Source organism: Polaribacter porphyrae, from assembly GCF_002954685.1.
GTDB classification, from domain to species: Bacteria; Bacteroidota; Bacteroidia; order Flavobacteriales; family Flavobacteriaceae; genus Polaribacter; species Polaribacter porphyrae.
The window spans coordinates 195,591-220,566 of record NZ_MSCN01000001.1 but is presented as its reverse complement, the minus strand read 5'-3'; the positions used below and the strand labels follow the sequence as shown (position 1 = coordinate 220,566).

General features: G+C 27.6%; 32 protein-coding genes. 10 read left to right on the top strand and 22 right to left on the bottom strand.

The annotated features are described in order from the left end of the window. Positions 1 to 12: 12 nt before the first annotated feature. Complete coding sequence (locus BTO18_RS01060) at positions 13 to 1,236, bottom strand: HD domain-containing protein (protein WP_211295554.1); 1,224 nt, start codon at positions 1,234 to 1,236, stop codon at positions 13 to 15. 134 nt (positions 1,237 to 1,370) lie between these two features. On the opposite strand from BTO18_RS01060, the gene porX reads away from it, so the two are divergent. Next, positions 1,371 to 2,915, top strand: coding sequence for a T9SS response regulator signal transducer PorX (gene porX / locus BTO18_RS01055; RefSeq protein WP_105014440.1), 1,545 nt, complete (start codon positions 1,371 to 1,373; stop codon positions 2,913 to 2,915). Positions 2,916 to 2,952: 37 nt separating this feature from the next. Continuing rightward, positions 2,953 to 3,522, top strand: a complete 570-nt coding sequence (locus BTO18_RS01050) for a DUF1287 domain-containing protein (RefSeq protein ID WP_105014439.1) — start codon at positions 2,953 to 2,955, stop codon at positions 3,520 to 3,522. Positions 3,523 to 3,546: 24 nt separating this feature from the next. On the opposite strand, the gene BTO18_RS01045 is transcribed toward BTO18_RS01050, so the two are convergent. Next, positions 3,547 to 3,813: a PIN domain-containing protein gene (locus tag BTO18_RS01045; protein WP_302849152.1), complete on the bottom strand. Its 267-nt coding sequence runs from the start codon at positions 3,811 to 3,813 to the stop codon at positions 3,547 to 3,549. A 93-nt stretch (positions 3,814 to 3,906) separates the two neighbouring features. Continuing rightward, positions 3,907 to 4,071: a hypothetical protein gene (locus BTO18_RS17540; RefSeq protein ID WP_170063210.1), complete on the bottom strand. Its 165-nt coding sequence runs from the start codon at positions 4,069 to 4,071 to the stop codon at positions 3,907 to 3,909. Between the two features lie 251 nt (positions 4,072 to 4,322). Here BTO18_RS17540 and tsaE point away from each other — a divergent pair, with 251 nt between their 5' ends. From tsaE to BTO18_RS01030, 3 genes are read left to right on the top strand one after another with little or no spacing between them, the layout of a single operon-like run. After that, a complete protein-coding gene (gene tsaE / locus BTO18_RS01040; protein ID WP_105014437.1) occupies positions 4,323 to 4,730 on the top strand; it encodes a tRNA (adenosine(37)-N6)-threonylcarbamoyltransferase complex ATPase subunit type 1 TsaE in 408 nt (135 codons plus the stop codon). Positions 4,731 to 4,737: 7 nt separating this feature from the next. Further along, the gene (locus BTO18_RS01035) at positions 4,738 to 5,934 is read left to right on the top strand and encodes an alanine dehydrogenase (protein ID WP_105014436.1); all 1,197 of its coding nucleotides are present in this window, start codon (positions 4,738 to 4,740) and stop codon (positions 5,932 to 5,934) included. A 48-nt stretch (positions 5,935 to 5,982) separates the two neighbouring features. Next, positions 5,983 to 6,351: a DUF4258 domain-containing protein gene (locus BTO18_RS01030; RefSeq protein WP_105014435.1), complete on the top strand. Its 369-nt coding sequence runs from the start codon at positions 5,983 to 5,985 to the stop codon at positions 6,349 to 6,351. A 1-nt stretch (position 6,352) separates the two neighbouring features. On the opposite strand, the gene BTO18_RS01025 is transcribed toward BTO18_RS01030, so the two are convergent. From BTO18_RS01025 to BTO18_RS01015, 3 genes are read right to left on the bottom strand one after another with little or no spacing between them, the layout of a single operon-like run. Then, the gene (locus tag BTO18_RS01025; protein ID WP_105014434.1) at positions 6,353 to 6,946 is read right to left on the bottom strand and encodes a YdeI/OmpD-associated family protein; all 594 of its coding nucleotides are present in this window, start codon (positions 6,944 to 6,946) and stop codon (positions 6,353 to 6,355) included. Positions 6,947 to 6,954: 8 nt separating this feature from the next. After that, the gene (locus BTO18_RS01020; protein ID WP_105014433.1) at positions 6,955 to 7,362 is read right to left on the bottom strand and encodes a VOC family protein; all 408 of its coding nucleotides are present in this window, start codon (positions 7,360 to 7,362) and stop codon (positions 6,955 to 6,957) included. Between the two features lie 29 nt (positions 7,363 to 7,391). Beyond that, positions 7,392 to 8,063 (bottom strand): TrmH family RNA methyltransferase, encoded by a 672-nt coding sequence (locus tag BTO18_RS01015; protein ID WP_105014432.1) that lies wholly within the window; start codon positions 8,061 to 8,063, stop codon positions 7,392 to 7,394. A 71-nt stretch (positions 8,064 to 8,134) separates the two neighbouring features. On the opposite strand from BTO18_RS01015, the gene BTO18_RS01010 reads away from it, so the two are divergent. Next, complete coding sequence (locus BTO18_RS01010; RefSeq protein WP_105014431.1) at positions 8,135 to 8,815, top strand: SIR2 family NAD-dependent protein deacylase; 681 nt, start codon at positions 8,135 to 8,137, stop codon at positions 8,813 to 8,815. A 7-nt stretch (positions 8,816 to 8,822) separates the two neighbouring features. On the opposite strand, the gene BTO18_RS01005 is transcribed toward BTO18_RS01010, so the two are convergent. The 12 genes from BTO18_RS01005 to rpsF form a co-directional block, all read right to left on the bottom strand. After that, positions 8,823 to 9,062, bottom strand: coding sequence for a hypothetical protein (locus tag BTO18_RS01005; RefSeq protein ID WP_105014430.1), 240 nt, complete (start codon positions 9,060 to 9,062; stop codon positions 8,823 to 8,825). A 113-nt stretch (positions 9,063 to 9,175) separates the two neighbouring features. Continuing rightward, positions 9,176 to 9,880 carry a LytR/AlgR family response regulator transcription factor gene (locus BTO18_RS01000; RefSeq protein WP_105014429.1) on the bottom strand — a complete coding sequence of 235 codons (705 nt, stop codon included), beginning with the start codon at positions 9,878 to 9,880 and terminating at the stop codon, positions 9,176 to 9,178. Between the two features lie 17 nt (positions 9,881 to 9,897). Continuing rightward, on the bottom strand, positions 9,898 to 10,221 hold the full coding sequence (locus BTO18_RS00995) for a histidine kinase (RefSeq protein WP_105014428.1): 324 nt from the start codon (positions 10,219 to 10,221) through the stop codon (positions 9,898 to 9,900). 1 nt (position 10,222) lies between these two features. Further along, a complete protein-coding gene (locus tag BTO18_RS00990; protein WP_105014427.1) occupies positions 10,223 to 11,269 on the bottom strand; it encodes a sensor histidine kinase in 1,047 nt (348 codons plus the stop codon). Beyond that, entirely contained in the window at positions 11,269 to 12,408 is a 1,140-nt protein-coding gene (locus tag BTO18_RS00985; protein ID WP_105014426.1) for an FIST signal transduction protein, read from the bottom strand. The genes BTO18_RS00990 and BTO18_RS00985 overlap by 1 nt, the downstream gene beginning before the upstream one ends. A 4-nt stretch (positions 12,409 to 12,412) precedes the next feature. Further along, positions 12,413 to 13,624, bottom strand: coding sequence for a sensor histidine kinase (locus tag BTO18_RS00980; RefSeq protein WP_105014425.1), 1,212 nt, complete (start codon positions 13,622 to 13,624; stop codon positions 12,413 to 12,415). Further along, entirely contained in the window at positions 13,621 to 14,163 is a 543-nt protein-coding gene (locus BTO18_RS00975) for a heme NO-binding domain-containing protein (protein WP_105014424.1), read from the bottom strand. The genes BTO18_RS00980 and BTO18_RS00975 overlap by 4 nt, the downstream gene beginning before the upstream one ends. Further along, a complete protein-coding gene (locus tag BTO18_RS00970) occupies positions 14,163 to 14,576 on the bottom strand; it encodes a response regulator (RefSeq protein ID WP_105014423.1) in 414 nt (137 codons plus the stop codon). The genes BTO18_RS00975 and BTO18_RS00970 overlap by 1 nt, the downstream gene beginning before the upstream one ends. Positions 14,577 to 14,717: 141 nt before the next feature. Continuing rightward, positions 14,718 to 15,188 (bottom strand): DUF6495 family protein, encoded by a 471-nt coding sequence (locus BTO18_RS00965; RefSeq protein WP_105014422.1) that lies wholly within the window; start codon positions 15,186 to 15,188, stop codon positions 14,718 to 14,720. A gap of 85 nt (positions 15,189 to 15,273) precedes the next feature. Continuing rightward, complete coding sequence (rplI, locus tag BTO18_RS00960; protein ID WP_105014421.1) at positions 15,274 to 15,720, bottom strand: 50S ribosomal protein L9; 447 nt, start codon at positions 15,718 to 15,720, stop codon at positions 15,274 to 15,276. 14 nt (positions 15,721 to 15,734) lie between these two features. Then, entirely contained in the window at positions 15,735 to 16,031 is a 297-nt protein-coding gene (gene rpsR / locus BTO18_RS00955; RefSeq protein WP_015480245.1) for a 30S ribosomal protein S18, read from the bottom strand. A gap of 3 nt (positions 16,032 to 16,034) precedes the next feature. Further along, the gene (gene rpsF, locus BTO18_RS00950; protein WP_105014420.1) at positions 16,035 to 16,373 is read right to left on the bottom strand and encodes a 30S ribosomal protein S6; all 339 of its coding nucleotides are present in this window, start codon (positions 16,371 to 16,373) and stop codon (positions 16,035 to 16,037) included. A 109-nt stretch (positions 16,374 to 16,482) separates the two neighbouring features. Between rpsF and BTO18_RS00945 the strand changes: the two genes are divergently transcribed. Continuing rightward, the gene (locus tag BTO18_RS00945; RefSeq protein ID WP_105014419.1) at positions 16,483 to 17,376 is read left to right on the top strand and encodes a sterol desaturase family protein; all 894 of its coding nucleotides are present in this window, start codon (positions 16,483 to 16,485) and stop codon (positions 17,374 to 17,376) included. Positions 17,377 to 17,415: 39 nt separating this feature from the next. Here the strand turns inward: BTO18_RS00945 and ald are convergent, their stop codons facing one another. The 4 genes from ald to BTO18_RS00925 form a co-directional block, all read right to left on the bottom strand. Beyond that, entirely contained in the window at positions 17,416 to 18,498 is a 1,083-nt protein-coding gene (gene ald / locus BTO18_RS00940) for an alanine dehydrogenase (RefSeq protein ID WP_105014418.1), read from the bottom strand. 160 nt (positions 18,499 to 18,658) lie between these two features. Further along, the gene (locus BTO18_RS00935; RefSeq protein ID WP_105014417.1) at positions 18,659 to 19,780 is read right to left on the bottom strand and encodes a hypothetical protein; all 1,122 of its coding nucleotides are present in this window, start codon (positions 19,778 to 19,780) and stop codon (positions 18,659 to 18,661) included. A gap of 120 nt (positions 19,781 to 19,900) precedes the next feature. Beyond that, positions 19,901 to 20,701, bottom strand: coding sequence for a hypothetical protein (locus tag BTO18_RS00930; RefSeq protein ID WP_105014416.1), 801 nt, complete (start codon positions 20,699 to 20,701; stop codon positions 19,901 to 19,903). Further along, positions 20,688 to 21,248: an RNA polymerase sigma factor gene (locus BTO18_RS00925; protein ID WP_105014415.1), complete on the bottom strand. Its 561-nt coding sequence runs from the start codon at positions 21,246 to 21,248 to the stop codon at positions 20,688 to 20,690. Before BTO18_RS00925 ends, BTO18_RS00930 begins: the two co-directional genes overlap by 14 nt. Before the next feature lie 353 nt (positions 21,249 to 21,601). Between BTO18_RS00925 and BTO18_RS00920 the strand changes: the two genes are divergently transcribed. The 3 genes from BTO18_RS00920 to BTO18_RS00910 all read left to right on the top strand — a co-directional run bounded on the left by BTO18_RS00920 (position 21,602) and on the right by BTO18_RS00910 (position 24,852). Next, entirely contained in the window at positions 21,602 to 23,239 is a 1,638-nt protein-coding gene (locus BTO18_RS00920; RefSeq protein ID WP_105014414.1) for a DUF2135 domain-containing protein, read from the top strand. Positions 23,240 to 23,270: 31 nt separating this feature from the next. Next, positions 23,271 to 24,245, top strand: coding sequence for a hypothetical protein (locus BTO18_RS00915; RefSeq protein ID WP_146106865.1), 975 nt, complete (start codon positions 23,271 to 23,273; stop codon positions 24,243 to 24,245). 64 nt (positions 24,246 to 24,309) lie between these two features. Next, positions 24,310 to 24,852: a hypothetical protein gene (locus BTO18_RS00910; protein WP_105014412.1), complete on the top strand. Its 543-nt coding sequence runs from the start codon at positions 24,310 to 24,312 to the stop codon at positions 24,850 to 24,852. The last annotated feature ends 124 nt before the right edge of the window (positions 24,853 to 24,976 follow it).

Sequence of the window (24,976 nt, the reverse complement as noted above, 5' to 3'; positions counted from 1 at the left end):
CTAATCTCATTATTACTTTGGGTAACATAAAAAATATTTAACCACAGGTTTTGATAATGCTTCTAAATTTAATTGATCAGATGCTTTTGCAATATCTTTTAGTTTTCCTTTTTTATTTAAAATTAAAATTGGTGACTTTTTATTGTAAGCTTGATTCTCAATTTTTTGAGAAAAAACAAAATAATAAGATTCAGATTCTAGAATACTTAATTTTTTTGCAAACTGATTTTTCTTGTTTGTAATCTTGACACTATCTATAGGTTCTTTTTGAATTTCAATCTTAAACAACCTTCTATCTACTATCATTTTAGACAATTCAGCTAAAACCTTATCTGTATGATTTGTCCATTCTTTTATTGCTGATAAAATATCGTAATCATCTAATTTTGAAAACATTGAAAGGGTTTTATCAGAAAAATTATCAAAAGTAATTGGGTTATGTAGAAAGTACTTTAAAGCTGTACTTGCATATAAATTTTCGCCTTTTTCGGTTAACTCTTTTGCTCTTTTCAATACGTTAACTAACATATTTTCAGCAACCAAACCTGTTTTATGTAAATAAACTTGCCAATACATTAAACGTCTAGCTATTAGAAATTTTTCTACAGAATAAATCCCTTTTTTCTCAATTACAAGCTCATCATCTTTCACATTCATCATTACAATTAATCTGTCTGAAGAAATATTACCTTCTGTAACTCCTGTGTAAAAACTATCGCGTTTTAAATAATCTAATCGATCGATATCTAACTGACTAGAAATTAATTGACATAAAAATTTACGTGAATATTTACCTTCAAATATTTTGATAGCTAACTCTAATTTCCCATCAAACTCATCATTTAACTTTCTCATAAACTTAAGAGAAATTTCTTCATGAGAAATACCATTAACGATGCTATGTTCTAAAGCATGAGAAAAAGCTCCATGACCAATATCGTGTAACAAAATAGCAATGTATAATGCATCTTCTTCATCTTTAGAAATATCTATTTGCTTAAAACGTAAAACTCTTATGGCTTTTTGCATTAAATGCACACAACCAATTGCATGATGAAAACGCGTATGATTTGCCCCTGGATACACAAAATTAGAAAACCCCATTTGTGTAATTCTTCTTAATCGTTGAAAATAAGGGTGCTCTATAATATCAAAAATTAAAGAGTTCGGAATTTGTATAAATCCATAAATAGGATCATTTAAGATTTTAAGTTTGTTGGGTTTCTTTTTTTTCAAAGGTTGATATTTATCAATCAACTGCAAAATACAAACATTATTTTTTTTGGCAATATTTTATCATTTTAAAAAGATTTTAAAATAACAAATCCCTACTTTTAACGTTATTAATTGTGACACTGAAAACACCTTTTATGAGCATACAAATTTTATGGGTTGATGATGAAATTGAATTACTAAAACCACATATTTTATTTCTTGAACGAAAAAATTACAAAGTAACTACTTGCACAAATGGAGCTGATGCTATTGATTTAGTTGATGAAAATAACTTTGACATCGTTTTTTTAGATGAAAATATGCCTGGTTTAACAGGTTTGGATACGCTTTCTGAAATTAAACAGAAACAATCTAACCTACCAGTAGTAATGATTACTAAAAGTGAAGAAGAGTATATTATGGAAGAGGCTATTGGTTCTAAAATTGCTGATTATTTAATTAAACCTGTAAATCCTAGTCAAATATTATTAAGTTTAAAAAAGAATTTAGATAACTCTAGATTGGTGTCAGAAAAAACTACTTCTAACTACCAACAAGAGTTTCGAAAAATTTCTATGGATTTGGCAATGGTTAATTCTTATGAAGAATGGATAGAGCTATATAAAAAGTTGATTCACTGGGAATTAGAATTAGAAAGCATTAGTGATCCTGGAATGTTGGGTATTTTAGAAAGTCAGAAACAAGAAGCTAACAATCAGTTTTTTAAGTTTATCAAAAAAAATTACGAAGATTTTTTAACAGCACATGATAAACCTACTTTCTCTCATACCTTATTTAAAGATTATGTAGTTCCTGAATTGAGTAAAGACCAAGGTGTACTTTGGGTTGTAATCGATAATTTAAGATACGATCAATACAGAATATTAGAACCTTTACTTAATAATCACTACAAAAAAGAGGAAGAATATTCTTATTTCTCGATTTTACCAACAGCAACACAATATGCAAGAAATGCTATTTTCTCTGGATTGATGCCATCAGAAATGGAAAAAAGGCATCCAAATTTTTGGAAAAACGATACTGATGAAGGTGGAATGAATTTGTACGAAAATGAATTTTTAACGGCTCAAATTAAAAGATTAAGTCTAAATATTAAGCATGAATATTATAAAATTACTTCTTTAAAAAGTGGTAAAGATTTGGCTGATAATTATAATGGTACTAAACAAAACGATTTAACTACTGTAGTTTATAATTTTGTGGACATGTTATCTCACTCTAAAACAGAAATGGAAGTTATTAAAGAATTAGCTGGAGATGATAAAGCATATAGAAGCCTAACATTGAGTTGGTTTAAAAACTCGCCTCTGTTTGAAATGATTCAAAAAGCACAAAATTTAGGGCAGAAATTAATCCTAACAACAGATCATGGAACTATAAATTGTAAAAAACCTACTAAAGTAATTGGCGATAAAAATATCAGTTCAAATTTACGTTACAAAACTGGTAGAAGTTTAAGTTACGAAGATAAAGACGTGTATGCTGTAAGGAATCCAAAAGATATTTTCTTACCAACAATAGCGATGAATGCACCTTTTATATTTGCAAAAGAAGATTTATTTTTTGCATACCCAAACAACTTTAATCATTTTGTAAAGTATTATAAAAATACGTATCAACATGGTGGAGTTTCTTTAGAAGAAGTAATTATACCTTGTGCTGTATATACTCCAAAGTAGTAAGTAGTAAGTAGTAAGTAGTAAGTAGTAAAAACTAATGAAAAAGTTATTTTTAATTTTATCAATTTTCTTATTTCAAATTTCTTTTTCTCAAGAGGATAAACTTTCTGCTGCTGCATTAGAACTAACCAAAGATAAGGTCACATACGACCCAAGTTATTTTTCTATTGATTATCCTAATGGAGATGTACCAAAAGGAAAAGGAGTTTGTACAGATGTGATTATTAGAGCCTATAGAAAATTAGGTATAGATTTACAAAAAGAAGTGCATTTAGATATGAAGCAAAACTTTAATTTGTATCCTAAAATTTGGTGCTTAAAAAGAACTGATAAAAATATAGATCATAGAAGAGTACCTAATTTAATGACTTTTTTCTCTAGAAAGGGTACAGTAAAAGTAAAATCTAAAAAACCTGAAGATTATAAACCTGGGGATATTGTTTGCTGGAATTTAGGTGGCTCAATTACGCATACTGGTATTGTTGTTAATAAAAAATCTAAAGACAAGAAACGTTTTATGATTGTTCATAATATTGGTTCTGGCCAAGTTATAGAAGATTGTTTATTTGACTTTAAGGTTATTGGGCATTATCGTTATAGAAATTAAAAAATCTTTAACGTAGTAACAAAATTAATTCTCATAAAGAATTAATGTTAACTCATCAACTTTTTTAAACTCGACATCAGCAGTGATTAATGGAAAATCTAAATGAAGTGCTGTAGCTATAATTATACTATCAGGTAATTTTGTGTTGTAACTTTTTCTAATTCTGATAGTTTCTTTTTTTATAACATCATTAATAGTTATGGATTTACATTGTGATATAAATTCTTTTATCACTTTTTCTTCTTTAATTGTAATTCCTTTATATGCTAACAATTCTAATTCTGTGATAATTGAAATATAAAGTTGTTTTCATTTAGTAATTTTACTAAAGTATCATCTCCATTGAATAAATAGAGAATAATATTGGTATCTAGAAACAATTTATTACCATTCATTACGTAGCTCTTTTTGAATCTTTAGTGCATCTTTTTTTAAATTAATTTTACCTACATATTTATAAATATCAATTCCTTTTGGTTTTACACCCTTAACCAAATTCTCTAATATACTTTTAATATTTTTTTTAGTTTCTCCTTGTTTAATAACCATTACCATATTTTCTTTCTTTTAATTGCCATTAACAAATATACAATTTCTATTATAGATTTATTTAGTTACTAATTTTGAAATGTAACAACTAGTTAATAATTATTTTTTTTAAAAAGCCAAAAATGATAAACGTTTTTTTTAATTATATATATAAAATTGGTTCTTGTCAAGTTATAGAAGATTGTTTATTTGACTTTAAGATTATTGGACATTATCGTTACAAGAATTAATTTCTTCATTATTTTTGTTGAATGAATAAAAATTATTCTCTAAACGACTTATCTAAAATTGTATCTATTCTTATTTCATCAGTAAAAAACAAAACTTTACTTTTTTACGGGCAAATGGGCGTAGGTAAAACTACATTAATAAAAGAACTTTGTAGGCAATTACAAGTTGAAGATAATATTTCCTCTCCTACTTTTTCTTTAGTTAATGAGTACAAAACTGCATCCAATGAAAAAGTATATCATTTTGATTTTTATAGAATTACTGATGAAGAAGAAGCTTTAGATATGGGAATTGAAGATTATTTTTACAATAATGATTGGTGTTTAATTGAATGGCCAGAAAATATCGAAAATTTATTACCTTTAGATGCTGTTGAAATTCATTTAACTTTATTAGATGATGGCCAACGAAACATTCAACTAAAATAAACAAACCATGAGTTCATTTTCCCCTTTTAGCAAAGAAGAGTTACTACCACAAGCAGAAATGTTAGAAGTAAAAAAGAAAAAAGGAGAACTCTTTATTGGTTTACCCAAAGAAACCTATTTGGGCGAAAAACGTGTATGCTTAACTCCTGATGCTGTTACTGCATTAACTGCCAATGGGCATAGAATTGTGGTAGAAACTGGTGCAGGTGAGCAAGCCAATTATACAGACAAAGAATATTCAGAAGCTGGTGCAAAAATTTCTTATGATATAGAAGAAGCTTTTAAATGCAATATTGTATTAAAAGTTGCACCTCCAACAGAAAAGGAAATTGAATGTATGAATCCGCAAGCAATTTTAATTTCTTCGCTTCAGTTAAAAACACAAAACAAAAAATACTTCGAAAATCTGGCTAAAAAAAGAATTACAGCTGTTGCTTTTGATTACATTAAAGATGAACACAACACTTACCCAATTGTAAAATCTTTAAGTGAAATTGCAGGTACAGCATCTGTTTTAATTGCAGCAGAATTAATGAGTGGAAGCAATAAAGGAAATGGTTTATTGCTTGGTAATATTGGTGGTGTACCACCTTCTAGTGTTGTGATTTTTGGAGCAGGTACTGTTGGTGAATTCGCAGCAAGAACTGCACTAGGTTTAGGAGCTAGAGTTAAAGTTTTTGACAACTCAATTACTAAATTAAGAAAATTACAACATTGTTTAAATGCACCTATTTATACATCAACAGTACAACCAAAATCTGTTGCAAAAGCGTTGATGCGTTGTGATGTCGCTATTGGTGCCATTAGAGGTAAAAATAGATCCCCAATTTGCGCTACTGAATCTATGATAGAACAAATGAAAGAAGGAGCTATTATCGTTGATGTAAGTATAGATAGAGGTGGTTGTTTTGAAACTTCGAATATAACAACACATAGCACACCTACTTTTGTAAAACATGGGGTAGTTCATTACTGTGTACCTAATATACCTGCACGTTATGCAAGAACCGCTTCTGTATCTATTAGTAATATTTTTACACCATATTTACTAGATATTGCAGAAGAAGGTGGTTTTGAAAATGCTGCACGTTTTGATAAAAGTTTACGAAATGGAATGTATTTTTATCATGGAATTCTAACAAACAGAACTGTTGCAGATTGGTTTGACATCCCTTTTAGAGATATTAATTTATTGATATTATAGTGAAGATTTATCCTTAAAAAAAGTACCTTTGTAGCTCAATATTTTTATATGCTTATTAAAAGAATTGGTTATTATTTGTTAGGCTTATCTATAGGTTCTATTGCTGTTATTTTCTTTTGGCAAAAAAAAGATGCTACTTTTGATTATGGTATGGATTCTAGAACTTTAAAAACCATTAGAATAAAAAAAAGATTATTTTCTGATGATGCCCAAAAAGTGATGAGAAACTCTAATATTGATACGCTTAAAATATCTACTATTTTATATAATGGTGATGTTAATTTTAGTAAAAGTAAACCTAGAATTAAACCTTGCCCTGAATATTATATTACTGGAAAAGATGATTTAAAAAATATAAGTTTATACGTGATTAGATGCGATTCTACAGCCTCTATTGATAAGATTATTGTAGAATAATTCAACAATTTCTATACTTATCATTCAACCCAACTTTATCTAAAATCATAGGTATTATTTTTTCTAATCTACTTTGTTTAGTTGATGCTCTTTTTGCAGATGAAATATACTCACAAAACTCTCTCTTTTTAGATAACGTAAACTCGTTAAAATAATAATTTAGTTTTTCGTTTTTAGATAACTCTTTTTCTATTTCTTCAGGAATAACCAAAGGTTCTGTATTTCTTTTAGGCTTAATTTCTTTACCTGCTTCTGAATTTTCAATGGCTTCTAATACATATTGTTTTATCAGTGCTAAATCAATTTCATCTAGAGAAGTAAATCGCATTTGGCGTAAACCTTTGGTTTTATCTTTTTGAGCATTTATTAAAAGTTTGGCCTCATCCTTTAGAAAAATACCATGATGAAACCAAATACCACAATAATTCTTAAAAGCGGACATCCCCATAATATTTTTCTTTTTATAAATATAAGCTGGTATGCCCCATTTTATTTCTTCTATTAAAGGTAGTTCTAAAAATACAGAACGTAAAGCTTCTAATTCTTCTTGCCACTTCAAATTTTGATTAATATAATCATCAACTTTTGGATTCATTTAAATGATTATTTAGAATTTACACTTACCATCCATTGTATACCAAATTTATCTACACAACTTCCAAATTTTCCTCCCCAAAAAACATCAGCAAAAGGCATTGTAATAATGCCATTTTTAGAAAGTCCATTAAAAATAGCTTGTGCTTGCTCTTCATTATCAGTAGCTAAAGAAACATGGTAATTATTCCCTTTTACCAAAGGTTGATGAAAACTGTCTGATACTTTTAACTCACAACCATCACCAAAAGTTATAGTTGCGTGCATTATTTTATCTTCAATCTTTGAGTTAGAATATTCTGGAGGTCCATCTTTGTAACGCATTTGCATTACAATTTCTCCATTTAAAATAGTTTTGTAATAGGTAATCGCTTCTTCGCAATTTCCATCAAAAGTTAGATATACATCACATTTCATAATAAAAGGTTTTGATTGATGCCTTAAATTTAATTAATATTTTGATAATAGTGTTCCTTAATTTTATCTACATTTTTTATGGTTTTTTGTATCCAATCAAAATATAAAATTTCTTTTTCTTTTTGAGTTAATTGCCAATTCATATCAGATTTTCGGAGTTTTGTAGTAACCTCTTGCAAAATAATTGCTGCAGCTACAGATATATTTAAACTTTCTGTAAAACCTACCATAGGTATTTTTAAAAATCCATCAGCTTTCTGTTTTACTTCTTCAGAAATGCCCTCTGCTTCTACTCCAAATACAAAGGCAGCTTTTTTGGTAATATCAAAGTCTTGTAACAAACAAGAATCATTATGAGGAGTTGTCCCAATAATTTGATAACCTCTATTTTTTAAATCATCAATACAAATTTGGGTATTATTACCATCTTCTCTATATCTCTTTATATTCAGCCATTTTTGAGAACCTTTTGCCACATGCCTAGAAACTTTATTGGTGTATTTATTTTCTATTGCATGGATATCTTGAATCCCAAAAATATCCGCGGTTCTCACTACAGCACTTGCATTGTGAGCTTGATAAATATCTTCTAAAACTATTGTAAAATGCCTTGTTCTATTACTTAAAACTTTATGAAACGTAGCTTTTCTTTTTTCTGTTAAATAATCCTCTAAATAAGTGAGTAGTTTTTTATCAATCATATTTACAAACATAACATTTAATTGTTATTTTTAACTCAATTGTAATTTATACAAATTCTAAACTTATTTTGATGAAAAAATTGGTGGTATTAACAGGTGCAGGAATCTCTGCAGAAAGCGGAATTAATACTTTTAGAGATGCAGGTGGTTTATGGGAAGAACATGATATTATGGAAGTAGCATCACCTGATGGTTTTCGTAAAAATCCTGAATTGGTTTTAGATTTTTATAATAAAAGAAGAAAACAATTACAAGAGGTTTCACCTAATAAGGCTCATTTTAATTTAGTTGAATTAGAACAATATTTTGATGTTGAGATTATTACTCAAAATGTTGATGATTTGCATAAAAGAGCAGGGAGCAAAAAAGTGACTCATTTGCATGGAGAACTTTTAAAAGTAAGAAGTACTGTTGATGAATCTATAGTTTTAGATTGGAAAGATGATTTAGTTTTAGGTGATTTTGATGTTAATGGAAACCAATTAAGACCTCATATAGTTTGGTTTGGAGAAATGGTACCTATGCTAGAAAATGCAATTAAAATTACAGAAAAAGCGGATATTCTTGTAATTGTTGGTACTTCTATGCAGGTATATCCTGCAGCAAGTTTAATTAATTATGTAAAATCTGGTACACCTATTTATTTTATAGATCCAAAACCTAGTGTTGCAAAAAGTGATTTTTTAAACTTAACAATAATTAGTGAAGTTGCTAGTAAAGGCACTGATAAGTTAAAGGAATTCTTATTGTAGTTTTCTACTACATTATTTTTATTCTTCTTCTACCAAATTCTGACAAAAACATGATTTCTGCTACATGTATTATTTTGAATAATGCTGAACCAATACCAAGATTTAAAGATTCTGATAATGTAATTTCTTTAGGAGAATTTGCCATTAATTTTGCTTGCTCTAGCTTTCTAGTATCTAACTCTCCATAAGAGTTTATGTTTAATGCTGTAATTGCTGTAGATATTAATATTATAAGTAGTTTTCTCATGATATGCTGTGTTTGATACCATAAAATTACTAACTATATCTTTATATTTTTGTAGTATTCGTTTTCTATCTTTTAAGTTACGATGAATGGAAAATTAGTTCCGATAATCTAATTTATAACAAGTCTAGACGTTTCATTAGTTCAGGTCTATTAGATCTACTAACTGGCACAACATCCTTTTTAATTAAAACACTATTATCTTCTATATCTATAATCTTTTTTACATTGATAATATATGATCTATGTACTTTTAAGAATAAAGATGTTGGTAGTTTTTCTTCTATTTTCTTTAATGTAGAATGCACTATGTAGTTCTTCTCTTCGGTTTTAATATTGATGTAATCTCCTTTGGCTTCAATAAGATAGATACTAGGCAAATCTATTTTAATAAGCCTTCTATCAATATTTACGTAAAAATCGTTCTTAATTTGTGTGTTTTGATTAGATTTTAAACTACTTTGTATATTATGGAATCGTTGTGCTTTCTTTATTGCTTTTTCAAAACGAGGCAACTCAATTGGTTTCAATAAATAATCTACAATAAAATCGTACTCAAAAGCTTCAATAGCAAATTTTGGATCTGATGTAGTAAATATAATTTTTGGTGGGTCTTTTAGTGTTTTAATAAAGTCTAATCCACTAAAATTAGGCATATGTATATCTAAAAAAATTAAATCAACCTGATTTTCATTTAAAAACTTGATTGCTTCAATTGCATTAGAGAACTCTTCAATAAGATTAAGGGTTTTAATTTCTGAACAAAGAGTTTTTATAATAACTCTTGCCATTTGTTCATCATCAATAGTAATACAATTCATTTTTTGGGGGAGGTTTTTTAAATTGTTTTTATATATTTAGAAATAACAGCTAAAATAGCCTCAAAATCTTTTACTTGATTTGCATCTAAATACCCATCAACAAGATTTTTTTCATACTCGTTTGCCAAGTTATAGCTCTTTTCCAGTCCTAAAATACTAAATTTATGCTTAATTCTATGAACATTGCCTTTAATTTCTTCAAAATCTTTTTTTTGTAAGCTTTTGTAATAAATTTCTTTTTCTTCTGGAAACTCGCTTTTTATAACATCTATTAACGCTTTTCTTACATCTTGTTCTCCTCTTGCTAGTTGTTCTATATAAAGTAGGTTAGGTTGTTCCAATTTATTTTTTAATAGTGAAAAAAAAGGTAGTTTCTTTGTCTGGTATAGATTTCAAAGAAATTTCACCTTTATATGCTTCAACAATTTTCTTAACAATAGATAAACCTATACCTGTAGATTTATAATCGTTCTCTAATTTTTGGAAAGCTACAAAAATTTTATCAAAATAATCTTTTTCTATTCCCTTACCATTGTCTGTTACAGAAAATTTCCAAAATTTCTCTTCTTCTTGATAATCTATGCGTATAAGACCTTCTTCACCCTTATCATTAAATTTAACTGCATTTTCTAATAAATGAAAAAATAATAACTCTAACCTGTGTTGATCTCCAATTATCGTTGGCAATTCATTTACTAATTCAATTGTTATGTCATTAGGGTTTTCAATTGTTAATATTAAATCTTCGATTAAAATATTTAAATCTACAGGGTATAGTTTCTTTTCTGCTTTACCAATTGTAGAATATTCTAGAATACCTTGTATTAAGGTATCCATTTTCTCTACATTTTCTCTAATTAAATTCACAATTTGTTGCCCACCATCACCTAAATCTTTATAATAATCTTCTTTAATCCATGTAGTTAAAGCATCTATACTTTGCAATGGTGATTTTAAATCGTGAGAAACCATGTGGGCATAATCATTTAACTCTTGGTTTTGACGCTCTAGATTTGATAATAATTTATCTTTTTGCTTGTTTATCTCAATGATTTCTTTAGTTTGATTATCAATAAAATCAACTAATTTTAATGAATCTGAACCTTCTAGGTTTTTAGCTTCATCTAAACCATAGAACTTTAATGTATTAATTACATTATTTAATTTAGAGATTACTTCTTTTTGAGATGTAGATTCTTTTCTCAATTGTTTATTAGATTCAAAAAGTTCTTCAGAACTAATTGACGCTGCTCTTTGTAGCATAGAAAACTGCTCTTCTGAAGTATTATAAGATTTATTTACAGCATCTAAAAAGACCTCCAAATCTTCTCTTTCTTGGAGTTCTTTAGGTAAAAACTTTCTTATTTGTCTTTTGAGAAGAGAATTCATTATTCACTAATTAGGGTAATAGCCATGGTTTGATTATGTAATTGGCAGTTCTTTTCTCCATCAAAAGGGGCTATTTCGCCATATGAATAAAAACCACAAACTGTAGCTTTATTGCCTATAACCTCAACAACTTCTTCTACTTCTTCTTCTACTCTTTGATCTAGTACTAATTTTCTTCCAATACAACTTACCAAAATTGCCAATTCTGGTTCTTTTTCTCTCATGTCTAAAGCTTGTTGTGCACCAACTTCTGCTGCATTAACTATACTATCTACATTTGTCATCATTAATTGTACTAGCGAACCTTCTGCTATATCACCTGCAAGAATCATAGAATTGTCTTCTTCATTAATATTTAAAATGGTCCTAACAATAGATTTATTTTTATCAGAAGATTTTACTTTTAATGGATACAAAAGAGCTGCAGCTGGCAGTTCTTCAGATTTATCTCCTAAATATGTTTTGTACAAATCTAAAGCTGGTTTACCATCAAGCTCATATAATATATTTGAATTCGATTTTGTAACCAATCTTTCTGGTCCAAAAGGAATCCAACCTCCATTTGTTGCAAAAGAAACTTCTAAACTATCTCCATACAAGCCAACTGCTACTATTTCTCCTTTTTTTGGTTGCTCGTTATAAGATGATAATGTTGTCTCAAACCTAGCAGCATCTCCACATAAGGCTCCAGTAATTATAGTATTATTGTTAACCCCAGAGTTCATACCAATAGTAAGTTGACTACCATTTATAAAGCTGCCATCTGAAACTACAAAAATATATCTTAAATTTTCTTTTGGAAATTGCTCAACCAATTCTTTACCAGTTTTTGCACTATCTAAAGAATCATTAGATGCTAAAACATTTGAGGTTTTAATTTCAAACGTACTTCTTTCAAATTCAACAGCAGTAACAGTAATGGTATCATCTTCAACAGCTTCTGCTGTAATATCTCCAGATGTTGAACCAAATACAATATGACCATCACTAAAAAAGCCTTTTATGTCTTCGTAAATGTTTTTTTCTTCTAACATATATCTGTTTCCAAAAACTAATACTAGTGGTTCTTTTAAAGGTATTTTATCTGTAACATATTCAAAATTTGAGCCTTTGTTTTTTTTAAGTTGTACGGATTTCATTTTTTTATTTTTTGAGGGTGAAAATAAATTTTGTTCCTTTTTGGGGATAACTTTCTAGCCAAATATCTCCTTGATATAAATTTACAATCTTTTTTACAATTGATAAACCTATACCTGTAGATTCTTTATTTTTATTTAATGTTTGAAAAATTTTAAATATTTTTTTATGGTATTTTTCTTCAATTCCAATACCATTATCTGCAACTGAAAATTGATAATACGTGTTTTTATCTTGTACATCAATATCTATAATTCCTTTTTCTTTGTCAATAAATTTAACACTGTTACTAATTAAATTTTGAAACAATTGTTGAAATTTTATTTTATCACCTACTAAATTAGGTAATTTATTTTTAATATTAATTGCTATATGATTGGGTATGTATAAAACTTTTTTTAATTCTAAAACTAAATGATTTAAATCTACTTTTGTTTGATTACTTGAATCTGCATCTGCACTTGAGTATTCTAAAATATCCGAAATGAGATTGTCCATAGTACTTAAAGTATCTTCTATTAACTCAAAATTTTTGAGGGAATTCTCGTCAAATTTATCTAGATTGTCATGCTTTATCCAGCTTATTAGTGCATTTATACTTCTTAAAGGTGATTTTAAGTCGTGCGAAACTATATGTGCATATTCTTTAAGTTCTTCGTTACTTTTTTCTAATTGATGTAAAATTTTTTCTTTTTGTAATTCAAGTTCTTTTATTGCTGTAATATCTCTAACAATACCCTGTGCTTCTTTTGGTTTTTTATTTCTATCAAACAACAAACTCGCATTTATTTGTATCCACTTTATTTTATTACTCTTTGTAACAATTCTTATTGTATAATTAGATAAAGAACCTTTTTCCTTTAATGTTATAAATGAATTTTTAGTATATTCTTTATCAGATTCATAAATTAAATCAGTAAAATTCAACTGTTCTTCGTTTAAATTATAACCAAATAAATTTTCAGCAATATCATTCATTTTAAGAATATTACCTTGCAAGTCTATTACTAGATAAGCATCATTTATATTCTCAAAGATACCTTCTAATACAGATGATTTTTCATCTAAAAGTTGTTGTAAGTGTAAGTTTGTAAGTTTTAATTCTCTTGAAATTGTAAAAAGATTTCTCGATTTTTCTTCAAGGATTTTTTCTGCTGATTTTCTTGCAAAACGCTCGCGTTCTAAAGCACGTTGTAAAACTTCAATTTCTTCTCTCATGTAATTTTTTGGATGATGAATTTTACTTCTGTACCATCATCCTTTATTTTTTGAAAGTCAATTTTTGCAGTCGTATTAAAATGTTCAAAAGTTTTTTTCATCAATCCTAATCCAAAATAATGCATTGCTCTACCAGATTTATAAATCATTGATAAATAGTCATTGCACTTTTCAACTACAGTAAATGTGGGTAATTCAGCATTAGGATATATCTTTTTTACCTCAACATGTATGTGGCTTTCTACAGAAGAAATCATTTCAATTGGATCTTTATAAGAAGCAATTACAGATGGATAATCTCTCACCAAAACCGAAAAAAAATGCTCTGCAAAAACTAATAAAAGATTATCTATTGATATTTTGGTATTTAAACTTAAATTTTGAAGTAGTTGTAACATTTCTGAAAAACTGTATGTACCAACTGCAGTATAATAGCCTTTCGATTCTAATTTTGATTGAGAAATAATTTTATCTACCATTTCTAAACCGAATTTATCTTCTACTAAATCTAAAAACTCCGTAAATACAATGCCTTTCATTATATTTTAATTAGCTCATTGATACTCCAATATGTTAAAACTGTTTCAATTTTTTTTACATAATCTTCGTATTTAAGAGGCTTTAAAACATAACCAGACATACCAGTTCTATAACACTCTAATAAGTCTTTTTGATTACTCGAAGTGGTTAATATAATAGTAGGTATGTGTTTTAAATCATCATCTGCTTTAAGGATTTTTAAAAACTCAATACCACTTATTTTTGGCATATTTAGATCTAATAAAATAATATCTGGTAAATTAGATTTATCTTCTAAAAACTGAAGTGCTTCTTCGCCATTTTTAGCTTCGTGAATTGTATGTTTTGATTTTAATAGAGAAATGGTTCTTTTCATTTTCATAATCTCTATTAAGTTATCTTCTACTAATAAAACTTTTAAACTTTTTTCCATGACTTCTGTTGAGGGTATGTTACAATGTACAAAATAAGACTAAAGTTAACTTATTTTTAATGAAGCCCGATAAATAGTAAAAAAGATAGGTTAAAATGCAAAAATCTATCGATAAACTGTATTTACATAAAAAATAGCAAATTATGAGCTGATTATGTTAGTAAAATATTCAAAAATTTCACCTTTAGAAATATTACTTCCTTTTTCAATCAAATCAAAAAGTTCTACATTTCTTTCTGAATTGTACTTTTTTGTTCCTTTAAAAATATCCACAGAATTATCCATTGGATTTTTCATGAGCCATTCAAAACCCTCCTGTTCTAGTAAGTTAATGTCCCAATTTATTTTGATTGCTATTCTATGAATTTCCTCATCATCACACTTAAATAAATTAACTGAAGTTTTAGAAAAATGCTCTAAATATTTAGTTTTATTTAAAACGTCATCCCAAACCACATCAGAAAATACATTCAATTCTTGTTCAGCTATATTTGGTTTTTCTTTTTTTATTTGATTCCATTCTTTCACGTCAATACTTTGACTTGCTAAAAAACGAGCAAATTCATGATGTAAGCTTTCAAATTGTTCTTTTGTTAATTGTCTGTATTTCATTTTGGCTTGATGTGGGAAGTGAGAAGTTGAAAGTAAAAAAGCTCGTTATTTCTAACGAGCTTTTAAAATTTATTTTATATAGTAGTTATTCTGCAACTACATCAAAAGTAATATCTGCTACTACAGCTCTATGTAATCTTATAGATGCCTCGTAAGTACCTAATCTTTTTACAGAACCACCAACAACTTTAATGTACTTTTTGTCAATTTCTGTCCCTGCTTTACCTAAAGCAGCTGCTAAATCTATATTGTTTACAGAACCAAATAATTTGTCTCCTGAACCTGTTTTAGCAGAGATTTTAATTTCATATCCTTTTATTGCTTCTGCTTGTTTATTAGCATCTTCAATAACTTTTGCTTCTTTGTAAGCTCTTTGCTTTAAATTCTCTGCTAATACTTTCTTTGCAGATGAAGTAGCTAAAATTGCTTGTCCTGTAGGGATTAAAAAATTTCTACCATAACCGTTTTTAACAGTTACAACATCATCTTTAAATCCTAAATTTTCTACGTCTTGTCTTAATATCAATTCCATGTTCTACCTCTTTATTATTTTAACATATCACCAACGTAAGGCATTAATGCCAAATGACGAGCTCTTTTAATAGCTTGTGCCACTTTACGTTGATATTTTAATGAAGTCCCTGTTAAACGTCTTGGTAAAATTTTACCTTGCTCGTTTACTAAATACATTAAGAAGTCAGCATCTTTATAATCGATATACTTAATACCTTTTTTCTTAAATCTACAGTATTTTGCTTCTTTTTTAGTTTCTATATCTAATGGCGTTAAATATCTAACGTCAGCAGATTTACCACCTTTTGCTTGTTGTTCTATTGATGCCATTTGTTATTTTTTTGCAGTTTTACGTTCTCTTCTTTTCTCTGCCCAAGCTGCAGCATGTCTATCTAATCTAACAGTTAAATAACGCATAATGCTATCGTCTCTCCTAAACTCTAACTCAAATGCAGCAATTTCTTCACCAGCAATTTTAAATTCAAATAAGTGATAAAAACCACTTTTTTTCTTTTGGATTGGATAAGCTAATTTTTTTAAGCCCCAATCTTCTTTAGAAATCATTTCGGCACCTTTAGAAACCAAATAGTCATTAAACTTTTGTACTGTTTCCTTTATCTGAGTATCAGATAAAACGGGATTCAAAATGAAAACAGTTTCGTAATGATTCATAATTAATAATTTATTTATTTTTAAGGGTGCAAATATAGTAACTTTTTTATATTTATAGCATCTTTTTTAAGATTAAAAAACGTACAGAACAAATACATAAAATACTGATATGCAAATACCTGAAATACCAAACTTAATTCATTATGCAATTCCCTTTTTTGTATTAACAGTTATTTTAGAAATTATCTTAACTGTAAAGGTAAAATTAGGGCATTATGAGTTTAAAGACGCTGGTACTTCTATTGCTATGGGATTGGGAAATGTAGCAATTGGCTTACTTACAAAAGGACTAATTCTAGGCGTTTTTCTATTCTTATATAAATTTAGAATATTTACGATTCCTTTTGTTTGGTGGTCTTGGATTATTCTCTTGTTTGCAGAAGATTTTTGCTACTACTGGAACCATAGAATCGCTCATGAAAGCCGATTATTTTGGGCTAGCCATGTTGTGCACCATTCCTCACAAAAGTATAATTTAAGTACAGCTTTACGCCAAACTTGGACAGGAAGTTTTTATACTTTTATTTTTTGGTTTCCTTTAGTAATTATAGGTTTTCATCCTGTAATGGTTTTGGTGCAAATGTCTATTAGTTTAATTTATCAATATTGGATACACACAGAATTGATTGATAAAATGCCTAAATGGTTTGAGGCTATTTTTAATACACCAAGTCATCATAGGGTGCATCATGCAACAAACCCTCAATATCTAGATAGAAATCACGCAGGAGTTTTTATTATTTGGGACAAGATTTTTGGCACTTTTGAGCCAGAAGTAGAAAAACCTATTTACGGGTTGGTTACAAATATTGACACTTATAATCCTGTAAAAGTTGCTTTTATTGAATGGGTAAACATGTTTAAAGACTTCTTTTCATCAAAAATATCTATAAAAAATAAGTTTAAATATTTGCTAAAACCTCCTGGCTGGAAACATGATGGAACTGGAAAACTATCATCTGATTTACGAAATGAATGGGAACAAAAAAAGCAAACTAATTAACTTTAGCTTGCTTTTTTATATTTTGTTAGTGGAATTTATTTAATCAAAAATACCTACTAATTCATCATAAACAATTTCTCCTTTAACAATATTTAACCCTTTTGCCAATGTTTTATCTTTTTCGCAAGCTTTCTCCCAACCAAAATTAGCGAGTTTTAAAATATAAGAAAGTGTAACATTAGTTAAAGCTATTGTTGATGTGTAAGGTACTGCACCTGGCATGTTTGCTACACAATAATGCACAACATCATCAATGATATAAGTTGGATCTTCGTGAGTAGTGGCTTTCGTAGTTTCAAAACAACCTCCTTGATCTACTGCTACATCAACTACAACAGTGCCTGGTCTCATCTCTTTTAACATGTCTCTAGTAATTAATTTTGGTGCTTTACCTCCTTTCAATAAAACTCCTCCTATAATTAAATCATGATCTTTTATGTGTTTTCTAATGCTATATTCGCTTGAAAAATCTGTAACTACATGGTTAGGTAATACATCGTTTACATAGCGTAATCGTTTCATATTAATATCCATAATAGTTACATGAGCTCCTAAACCTGCAGCCATTTTTGCTGCTTGTACACCAACAACTCCTGCTCCTAAAATTAATACTTTTCCTGGTTTTACTCCTGGTACACCACCTAATAAAATGCCTCTACCTTTAATTGGCTTCTCTAAATATTTTGCTCCTTGTTGCACAGACATTCTTCCTGCAACTTCAGACATTGGTGTTAGTAAAGGCAAAGTACCTTCTTCATCTTCAACAGTTTCGTAAGCAATACAAATTGCTTTACTTTTTATCATTGCTTCTGTTAAAGGTTGGCTTGACGCAAAATGAAAATAAGTAAACACGATTTGGTTTTCTTTAATTAAACCATATTCTTCTGCTATAGGTTCTTTTACTTTTACAATCATCTCACTTTGATTGTAAATATCTTCTATAGTTGGTAAAATAGTTGCACCTACTTCTTGATAATCTTCATCAAAAAAACCGCTTCCTATTCCTGCAGTTGACTGCACATATACTTTATGATTTTGTTTGGTTAATGCAAAAACTCCTGCAGGAGTCATACCAACTCTATTCTCATTATTTTTAATTTCTTTAGGAATCCCTATTTTCATTTTTAGTGATTTAAATTTACTTCGTAAAAATAAAATTCCTTTTGTTAAAAATATAACAAAAGGAATTGTATCTGTTATTTTTATGATTTTCTTATTTTATCAAATAGATATTTATGAGATAAATAATATTTTATAAAAATAATTAAGTATATAAAAAATATTAATCTAAATCTAAACGTAAACCTATTGAGATATTTCTAACTTCTGTGTTTTGAAATAATGGGTTTAAATCGTATTTTACGTATAAACTCACATCTTCATAGCCTAAATATCCACTGACTCCGTAGTTAAAAGTATTCATATTAAAATTATCAAACTGAATTTCCTCTACCTCAACATTATTTACATCTCTATATTCCAAATACTGTCTTGTACCTAACTTAAACCCTACAAAACCTCCAATTCCTAAACGAAATGAATTGTTTGTTCTATCTCTAACTCTACCATCACTATATCTTCGGTTTTTAGATAAATCCCACTCTAAATGTAAAGGAAAATTCATTTGTACATGACGCAATCTACTCTCTGATAATTGATTTGGAAAGACTTGAATATCTGTAGTATTTCCGTTTTTAACATGAATTTGATTGTCTTTTAAACGCAAATTATTCCACAAGAAAGAAACTCCATATTTAAAGTAAAGTTGACTTGGTCTTTTTGTAAAGCGTGTTTTCCATGTCCACCCTAATTCGTAAAAACGTGAACGTCCAATTTGGTAGTTAGAATTGTCTAATGACGATAAATTATTATTAGTCAACGCATTATTTATACCCATTGCAAATACGAATTGTGTTGTTGTACTTCTTTGGTATTTGTTTTTGCGTTTCCAACGTCTTTTTTTTCGTCTTTCATTTTCGTCTTTATCGCCTTCACTAATATTAAATCTAAAAGTTTTATTACCAATAGTAAATGTATTATCATCATCATAGTAATCATCTTTTTTCTCTTTGTAATTTTCTTCTGAACTCGCAATTTTACCATTGGTTTTATCTTGTACCAACAATTGTAATAAACGCTCTTGCTCTCCAACTAATTTTTCAATTTTTCTTGCGTGATAAGAAGCAACTTCTTTTTTTAAAGTTTCTGCTGTGGTTTTAGTAATTTCTCCTTTTTCTAAACGCTTATCAATAGCGATTACTTTTTGTTTTAAAGAATCTTTTTGTTGTTTGGTAATTCTTTCTATTCTTTTTGATATTTTACTCACTTCTTTCTCGAAAGTTCTTTCTTGAGAATTGGCAATAGTTGTACATAACAACACTAGTATAAGTAGTATTCTTTTCATTTTTATGTGTTTTAAGTTTTTTGTTTATTTTATATTTTTGTCATTAGGAATGAGGAAAAATTGAAGTAATCTGACTTATTTGAATTTAAGATTGCTTCGTAAACTCGCAATGACGTTTTTTTAATCATTTCTACTTGCAATGGCACTTGCAATATCAGAAACTTTTCTTTTTAAAGATTTCATGAAATTGTTCTGAAAATCTTCATCATCTATAGAGCGTTCTACTTCTGCTAAAATAGTATTCGGGTTTATTCTAATATTCGATTTTTTGAGCTCACTTTTAATCGTTTTTAAAACATCTTCTCTATTCACATTATATTTGGCATAATAAGCTTTCACTTCTTTTGGCGAATGTGTTACTGCAAATAACAGGTCATCTGCATTAACTTTTATGACACTATTTGGGTCTTGTTTTAAGATATTTACTTTTATTTTTTCTGTTGATGTTTCATCCTTATTTATTTTTTTTGGAGTATCTGTTTTTGCAATTATTTTTTTATTTGTAAAGTTCTTGTTCTCACTTTTCTTATTAACAATTATATTCTTTTTTGCAGTAACAGGCGTGTGAATAATCTCTTTCTTTACTTCAACTTCATTCTTTTTAACAATGGCTTCTTGAATAGGAATTTCATTAATAAGTTTATCTATTTTTTTATCAATTTCTTTCTTATTTGTGGGTGTTATTACAAGCTCTTCTTTTGGTTTTACAACTTCTGTTTCAGAAGAAAAAAACTGAATCCCTATAGAAACCAAAAACAAAATACTTGCTGCTATGCCTATATAAAAAAACCAGCCTTTTTTCTTTTCAACAGATTGTTCATCTAATTGAACAGAGAGGCGTTCCCAAGCTGAAGCAGATGGTGTAAACGTTCTGTTTTCTAGTTTTTGTTTTATATTTTTATCAATATTATTTGTCTTCATGAACTGCTTTATTCATTCTAATATAATTTTGTTGCAATAATTTACGTGCCTTAAACAATTGCGATTTCGATGTACTTTCAGTAATGCCTAATTGTGTTGCAATTTCTGAATGTTTGTAACCTTCTATAGCGAATAAATTAAACACCATTTTGTAACCTTCTGGTAATTGATCTATCAGTTTCTGAATGTCTTCTACAGCTGTGTTTTCTAAACTTTCTGTTGCTGCATCATTAAAAACATAGTCTTCATCAGATAAATTAATCACATTTTTTTTTCGGAGATAAGAAATACAGGTATTTACCATTATTCTTCTTATCCAACCTTCAAAACTACCTTTATGTTCGAACTTGTGTAAGTTTGTAAAAACCTTTAAAAAACCTTGCAATAACAAATCTTCTGCATGATGTAAATCTTTTACATATTGCCTGCAAACTCCCAACATTTTAGGCGAATGTTGCTCAAACAATTGTTGTTGCGCTTCTCTATTGTTGGCAATCGCTTTTTTAATTAGCGATTTTTGTTGGTTATGCAAGTTGATAATTTTCAAGCCTATTGATTTCGGTTTTAATTGCCTTACAAATATATAGACTACAAGGTTTAAAAAAAGGTTGCTTTGGGTATTATTTTTATTTAATTATATTAGCTAAACCCAAATAAATCAACCTTAAAAACTTTCGTATTCTATGAAAAATTTATAAACAGAAGGTTTAATTAATAGCATTCAGATGATTTATAAGACGACAAAACTATTACAATTAAAGAAAAAGAACTAACTCATTAAGAATTAAACAGATAAATAATATTTAGATATTCTTTACATAACATAAGCAATTATTTTAGGTTGAAATTTATAATTTATACATTAGGCATAAATTTTGATGCTTATTGCAAAAACCAAATATGACTAATAAACTAATTTTATTTTTATTTCTAATTCCTATTTATTTTTTTGCTCAAGCCCCACAAAATTTAGACTACAAAACAGTTTCAGGATTCATAAACTACAAGAATAAGCCACTCGAAAACGTAAGTATATTTGTTAAAAACACTATTCGATTTTCTGTTTCTGATACTAAAGGTTCGTATAAAATTAAGGTAAAAGTTGGTGAAACTTTAAGTTTTAGCTATGTGGGTTTAGAGAAAATAGAGGTATTGATTGAAGATGTTACTTCTATTTTAAATATAGATTTAAAAATAAGAAATACTATCACACAAATTCAATCTGGTAAAGTAATAAAACTTGGTGAAACTAATATTGGTGAATATAAAGATATCTCTTTAATCACTAAAATTAAGGGCTCTGAATTGAACGAGAATGGTTTGTCTATAACTAAAGCTATACAAAAGAAAGCACCTTTTTTATTAATTCGTTATAACGATTATGGTGAAGAAATTACTTATATAAAAGGTAAGGAAATGAATGGCCCTGTGGTTTGGGTTATTGATAATGTTTCTTTCGATATTCCTTTCGATATTTTTATTTTAGAGGTTAAAGAAGTTTTAATTTTTAATTATGATAAGAAAAGACCTGTAATAACTGTAAATACAAATATTGATTACAAAAAGGTTAATGATATTGATTTTGCCAACTATTATTTTAATGATAGCGACTACTATAATCATGATGCAATCTCATATAAAAAAGTTAGAATTAATTATCCTTTTTTAGATAAATATAAAAGATTAAAACCTAAAGAAGCTTTTGATTTGTATAAGAAAACAAATGCAGTAGATAAAAATATCACTAATTTTTATTTTACATTATTCAATACGTATAAAAAGAAAAAAGATAGTAAACCTTTTTTATTAAATATTCTATCAGATTTTGAATCAATGTCTTTTGATAATCCAGAAGATTTAAAGGCAATTGCCTATAAATATTTAGAAATTAATGAAAAACAAAAAGCTTTAGAAATTTATAAAAAGTTGGTAAAATTAAGACCTAAACATCATCAATCTTATAGAGATTTGGCGAATGCTTTTTTAGGATCAAAAAAATACAGAAATGTATGGTTAACCTACAGATATTTTTTTAAAAAAGGTTTTAAAATTGATGACAATGATATTGGAGAAATTATTACATCTGAAATCGTTTCAACCTATAATTTAGATTCAATTGATAGAACTAATTTACCAAAAATTAAAATTGAAAACTCTTATAAAAATATCGCTAGAGATGTTAGAATTGTTTTTGAATGGAATACAACTGAAGCTGAATTCATTATTGAGTTTGTAAACCCTAATTTAGATGTTTTTGAAATTGAAAATTCATTAGTTCAAAATCAAGGTTTAATTGAAGATCAAAAAAAGAAAGGCTATACTTCTAAAGAAATTTTTATAAATCAATTAAATTATGGTAATTATTTAGTAAACCTCACCTATTTAGGCAACAAGCAATACAAACCTACCGTTTTTAAAATAACTACCTATTACAATTGGGGTAGACCAAACCAAACCAAAAAAACAGCTATTTTTGATTTTATTCAAAAAGATAAAAAATTTCAGTTGTTAAAATTGAATCGTAGATTTTTGAGATAATTGAAAGAAATATAAACTCCTTAAAAAAATTATGGATATTGAAAAAAACATAAAGTCAATTTCAATACAAATATTGAGATTAATTTGTAAGTATTTTGTTGCCTATCAAATGTTTTCTTATGCATTGGCAAAAATTTTCAAAACTCAATTTCATTTTGGGCCTGTTTATGAAGCAGATTATAATATTAGTCATTATGATGGGTTTATGCTTACTTGGTATTATTTTGGATACTCAAGAACTTATGGCTTAATAATAGCTGGATGTCAAATTCTTGCAGGCAACTTGATACTATTTAGGAAAACAGAAAGAATTGGCACTATTCTGTTACTTTCATTTATGATAAATATTCTTCTAGTAAATATTTTTTATGAAATAGGTCAAGAAGCTTTACTAATGTCTTTAAGCTTAACTTTGATGGGTTTTTTCCTCTTAATTTCAGATTGGCGTGGTTTTTTAAATTACTTTTTTAAAATTAATTTCTCTCAAAAAGAAACAACTACTAATTTAAAGCTACAAAGTAATTGGCTTTCTCTACTTGCTTTACCAATTTTGCTTTTTGTGAATATTAATGATATAAAAAAATCAAACAAACAAAATGATTTAATTGGAGTATGGAAAGCAATTAATCCTAATCAAAATTATTTTAAAATTTATTTTGATGAGTTCATGCTAATGAAAATTAAAGATTTTGAAGAAAAAACTTATTTTGGTGTTTATGAGATTAATAAAAATCAAAAAGCATTTAAATTTGATTCTCAATATTATTCAGAAATAGGTGCATTTAAAGTACAAGATAGTATAAATAAGTTGAACTTAAATGAAGATGAAATTGATAATATTAGAGATGATTTGATATCTCATTTTAATAAAGAAATGAATATTATTGAGTTAAAAAATGAATTTAGTTATAAAATAAATAATGATACTTTAATATTATTTCAAAACTCACAAAAGAAACAATATTTTTTAAATATCACAAAAAATTATCCATCACTAATGGATTAAACATATTTTAAAAAAAGCTAATATAGTTATAGTTTAAATTTCCAATAATTATAGAAAGAATTGTATGAGAAGAAAAGAAATTAATAAGCATTGTAATTTATGTGAATATCAAAAAAAAGATTTTAAAAGTGGTAGTTATTGTGGAGTAACAGATGAAGTACCTTATTTTGAAAAAAAATGCGATAAGATTTATTTAAATAAATCTTTTGAAAAAAAGGTTAGACAAATTAATATTGAATATCAAAAATTAGCAAGCAGAAAGTTTGATATATTTGGTGGTGTGATTTTATTTCCTCTAATTGGATTCATAATACTTTATTTAGATTATTTGTTTTTCACAAAATTGTATGTACCCTTTTCTTTAGGAGTACCAGGGTTTTTGGTTTTATCAATTGTATTTTTAATTGGTTTTTTTTTAATAGCAAAAGGAACAGGTCCACTAATATTCTTTAAACAACAGAAAGATGTTATTTATAAAAACAAAATAGATTTAGATAATATATGTAAAGTATATGGAATTGAATATGAGATAAAATTTAAGAAAAATAAAAACCCTTTTGATCAAAATTTATATATTGAAAATGTAAATATTGATAAACTAAAATGAAGAAAAACTTAAACTTTGAAGATTGTTATTTTTAGTACATTTTATGAGATTCTTTCAGAATGTCAAACCGTATAAAAGTATCGAGAGAAAATAAAGTTATTTCAAAAATAAACAAAAGAGTGTT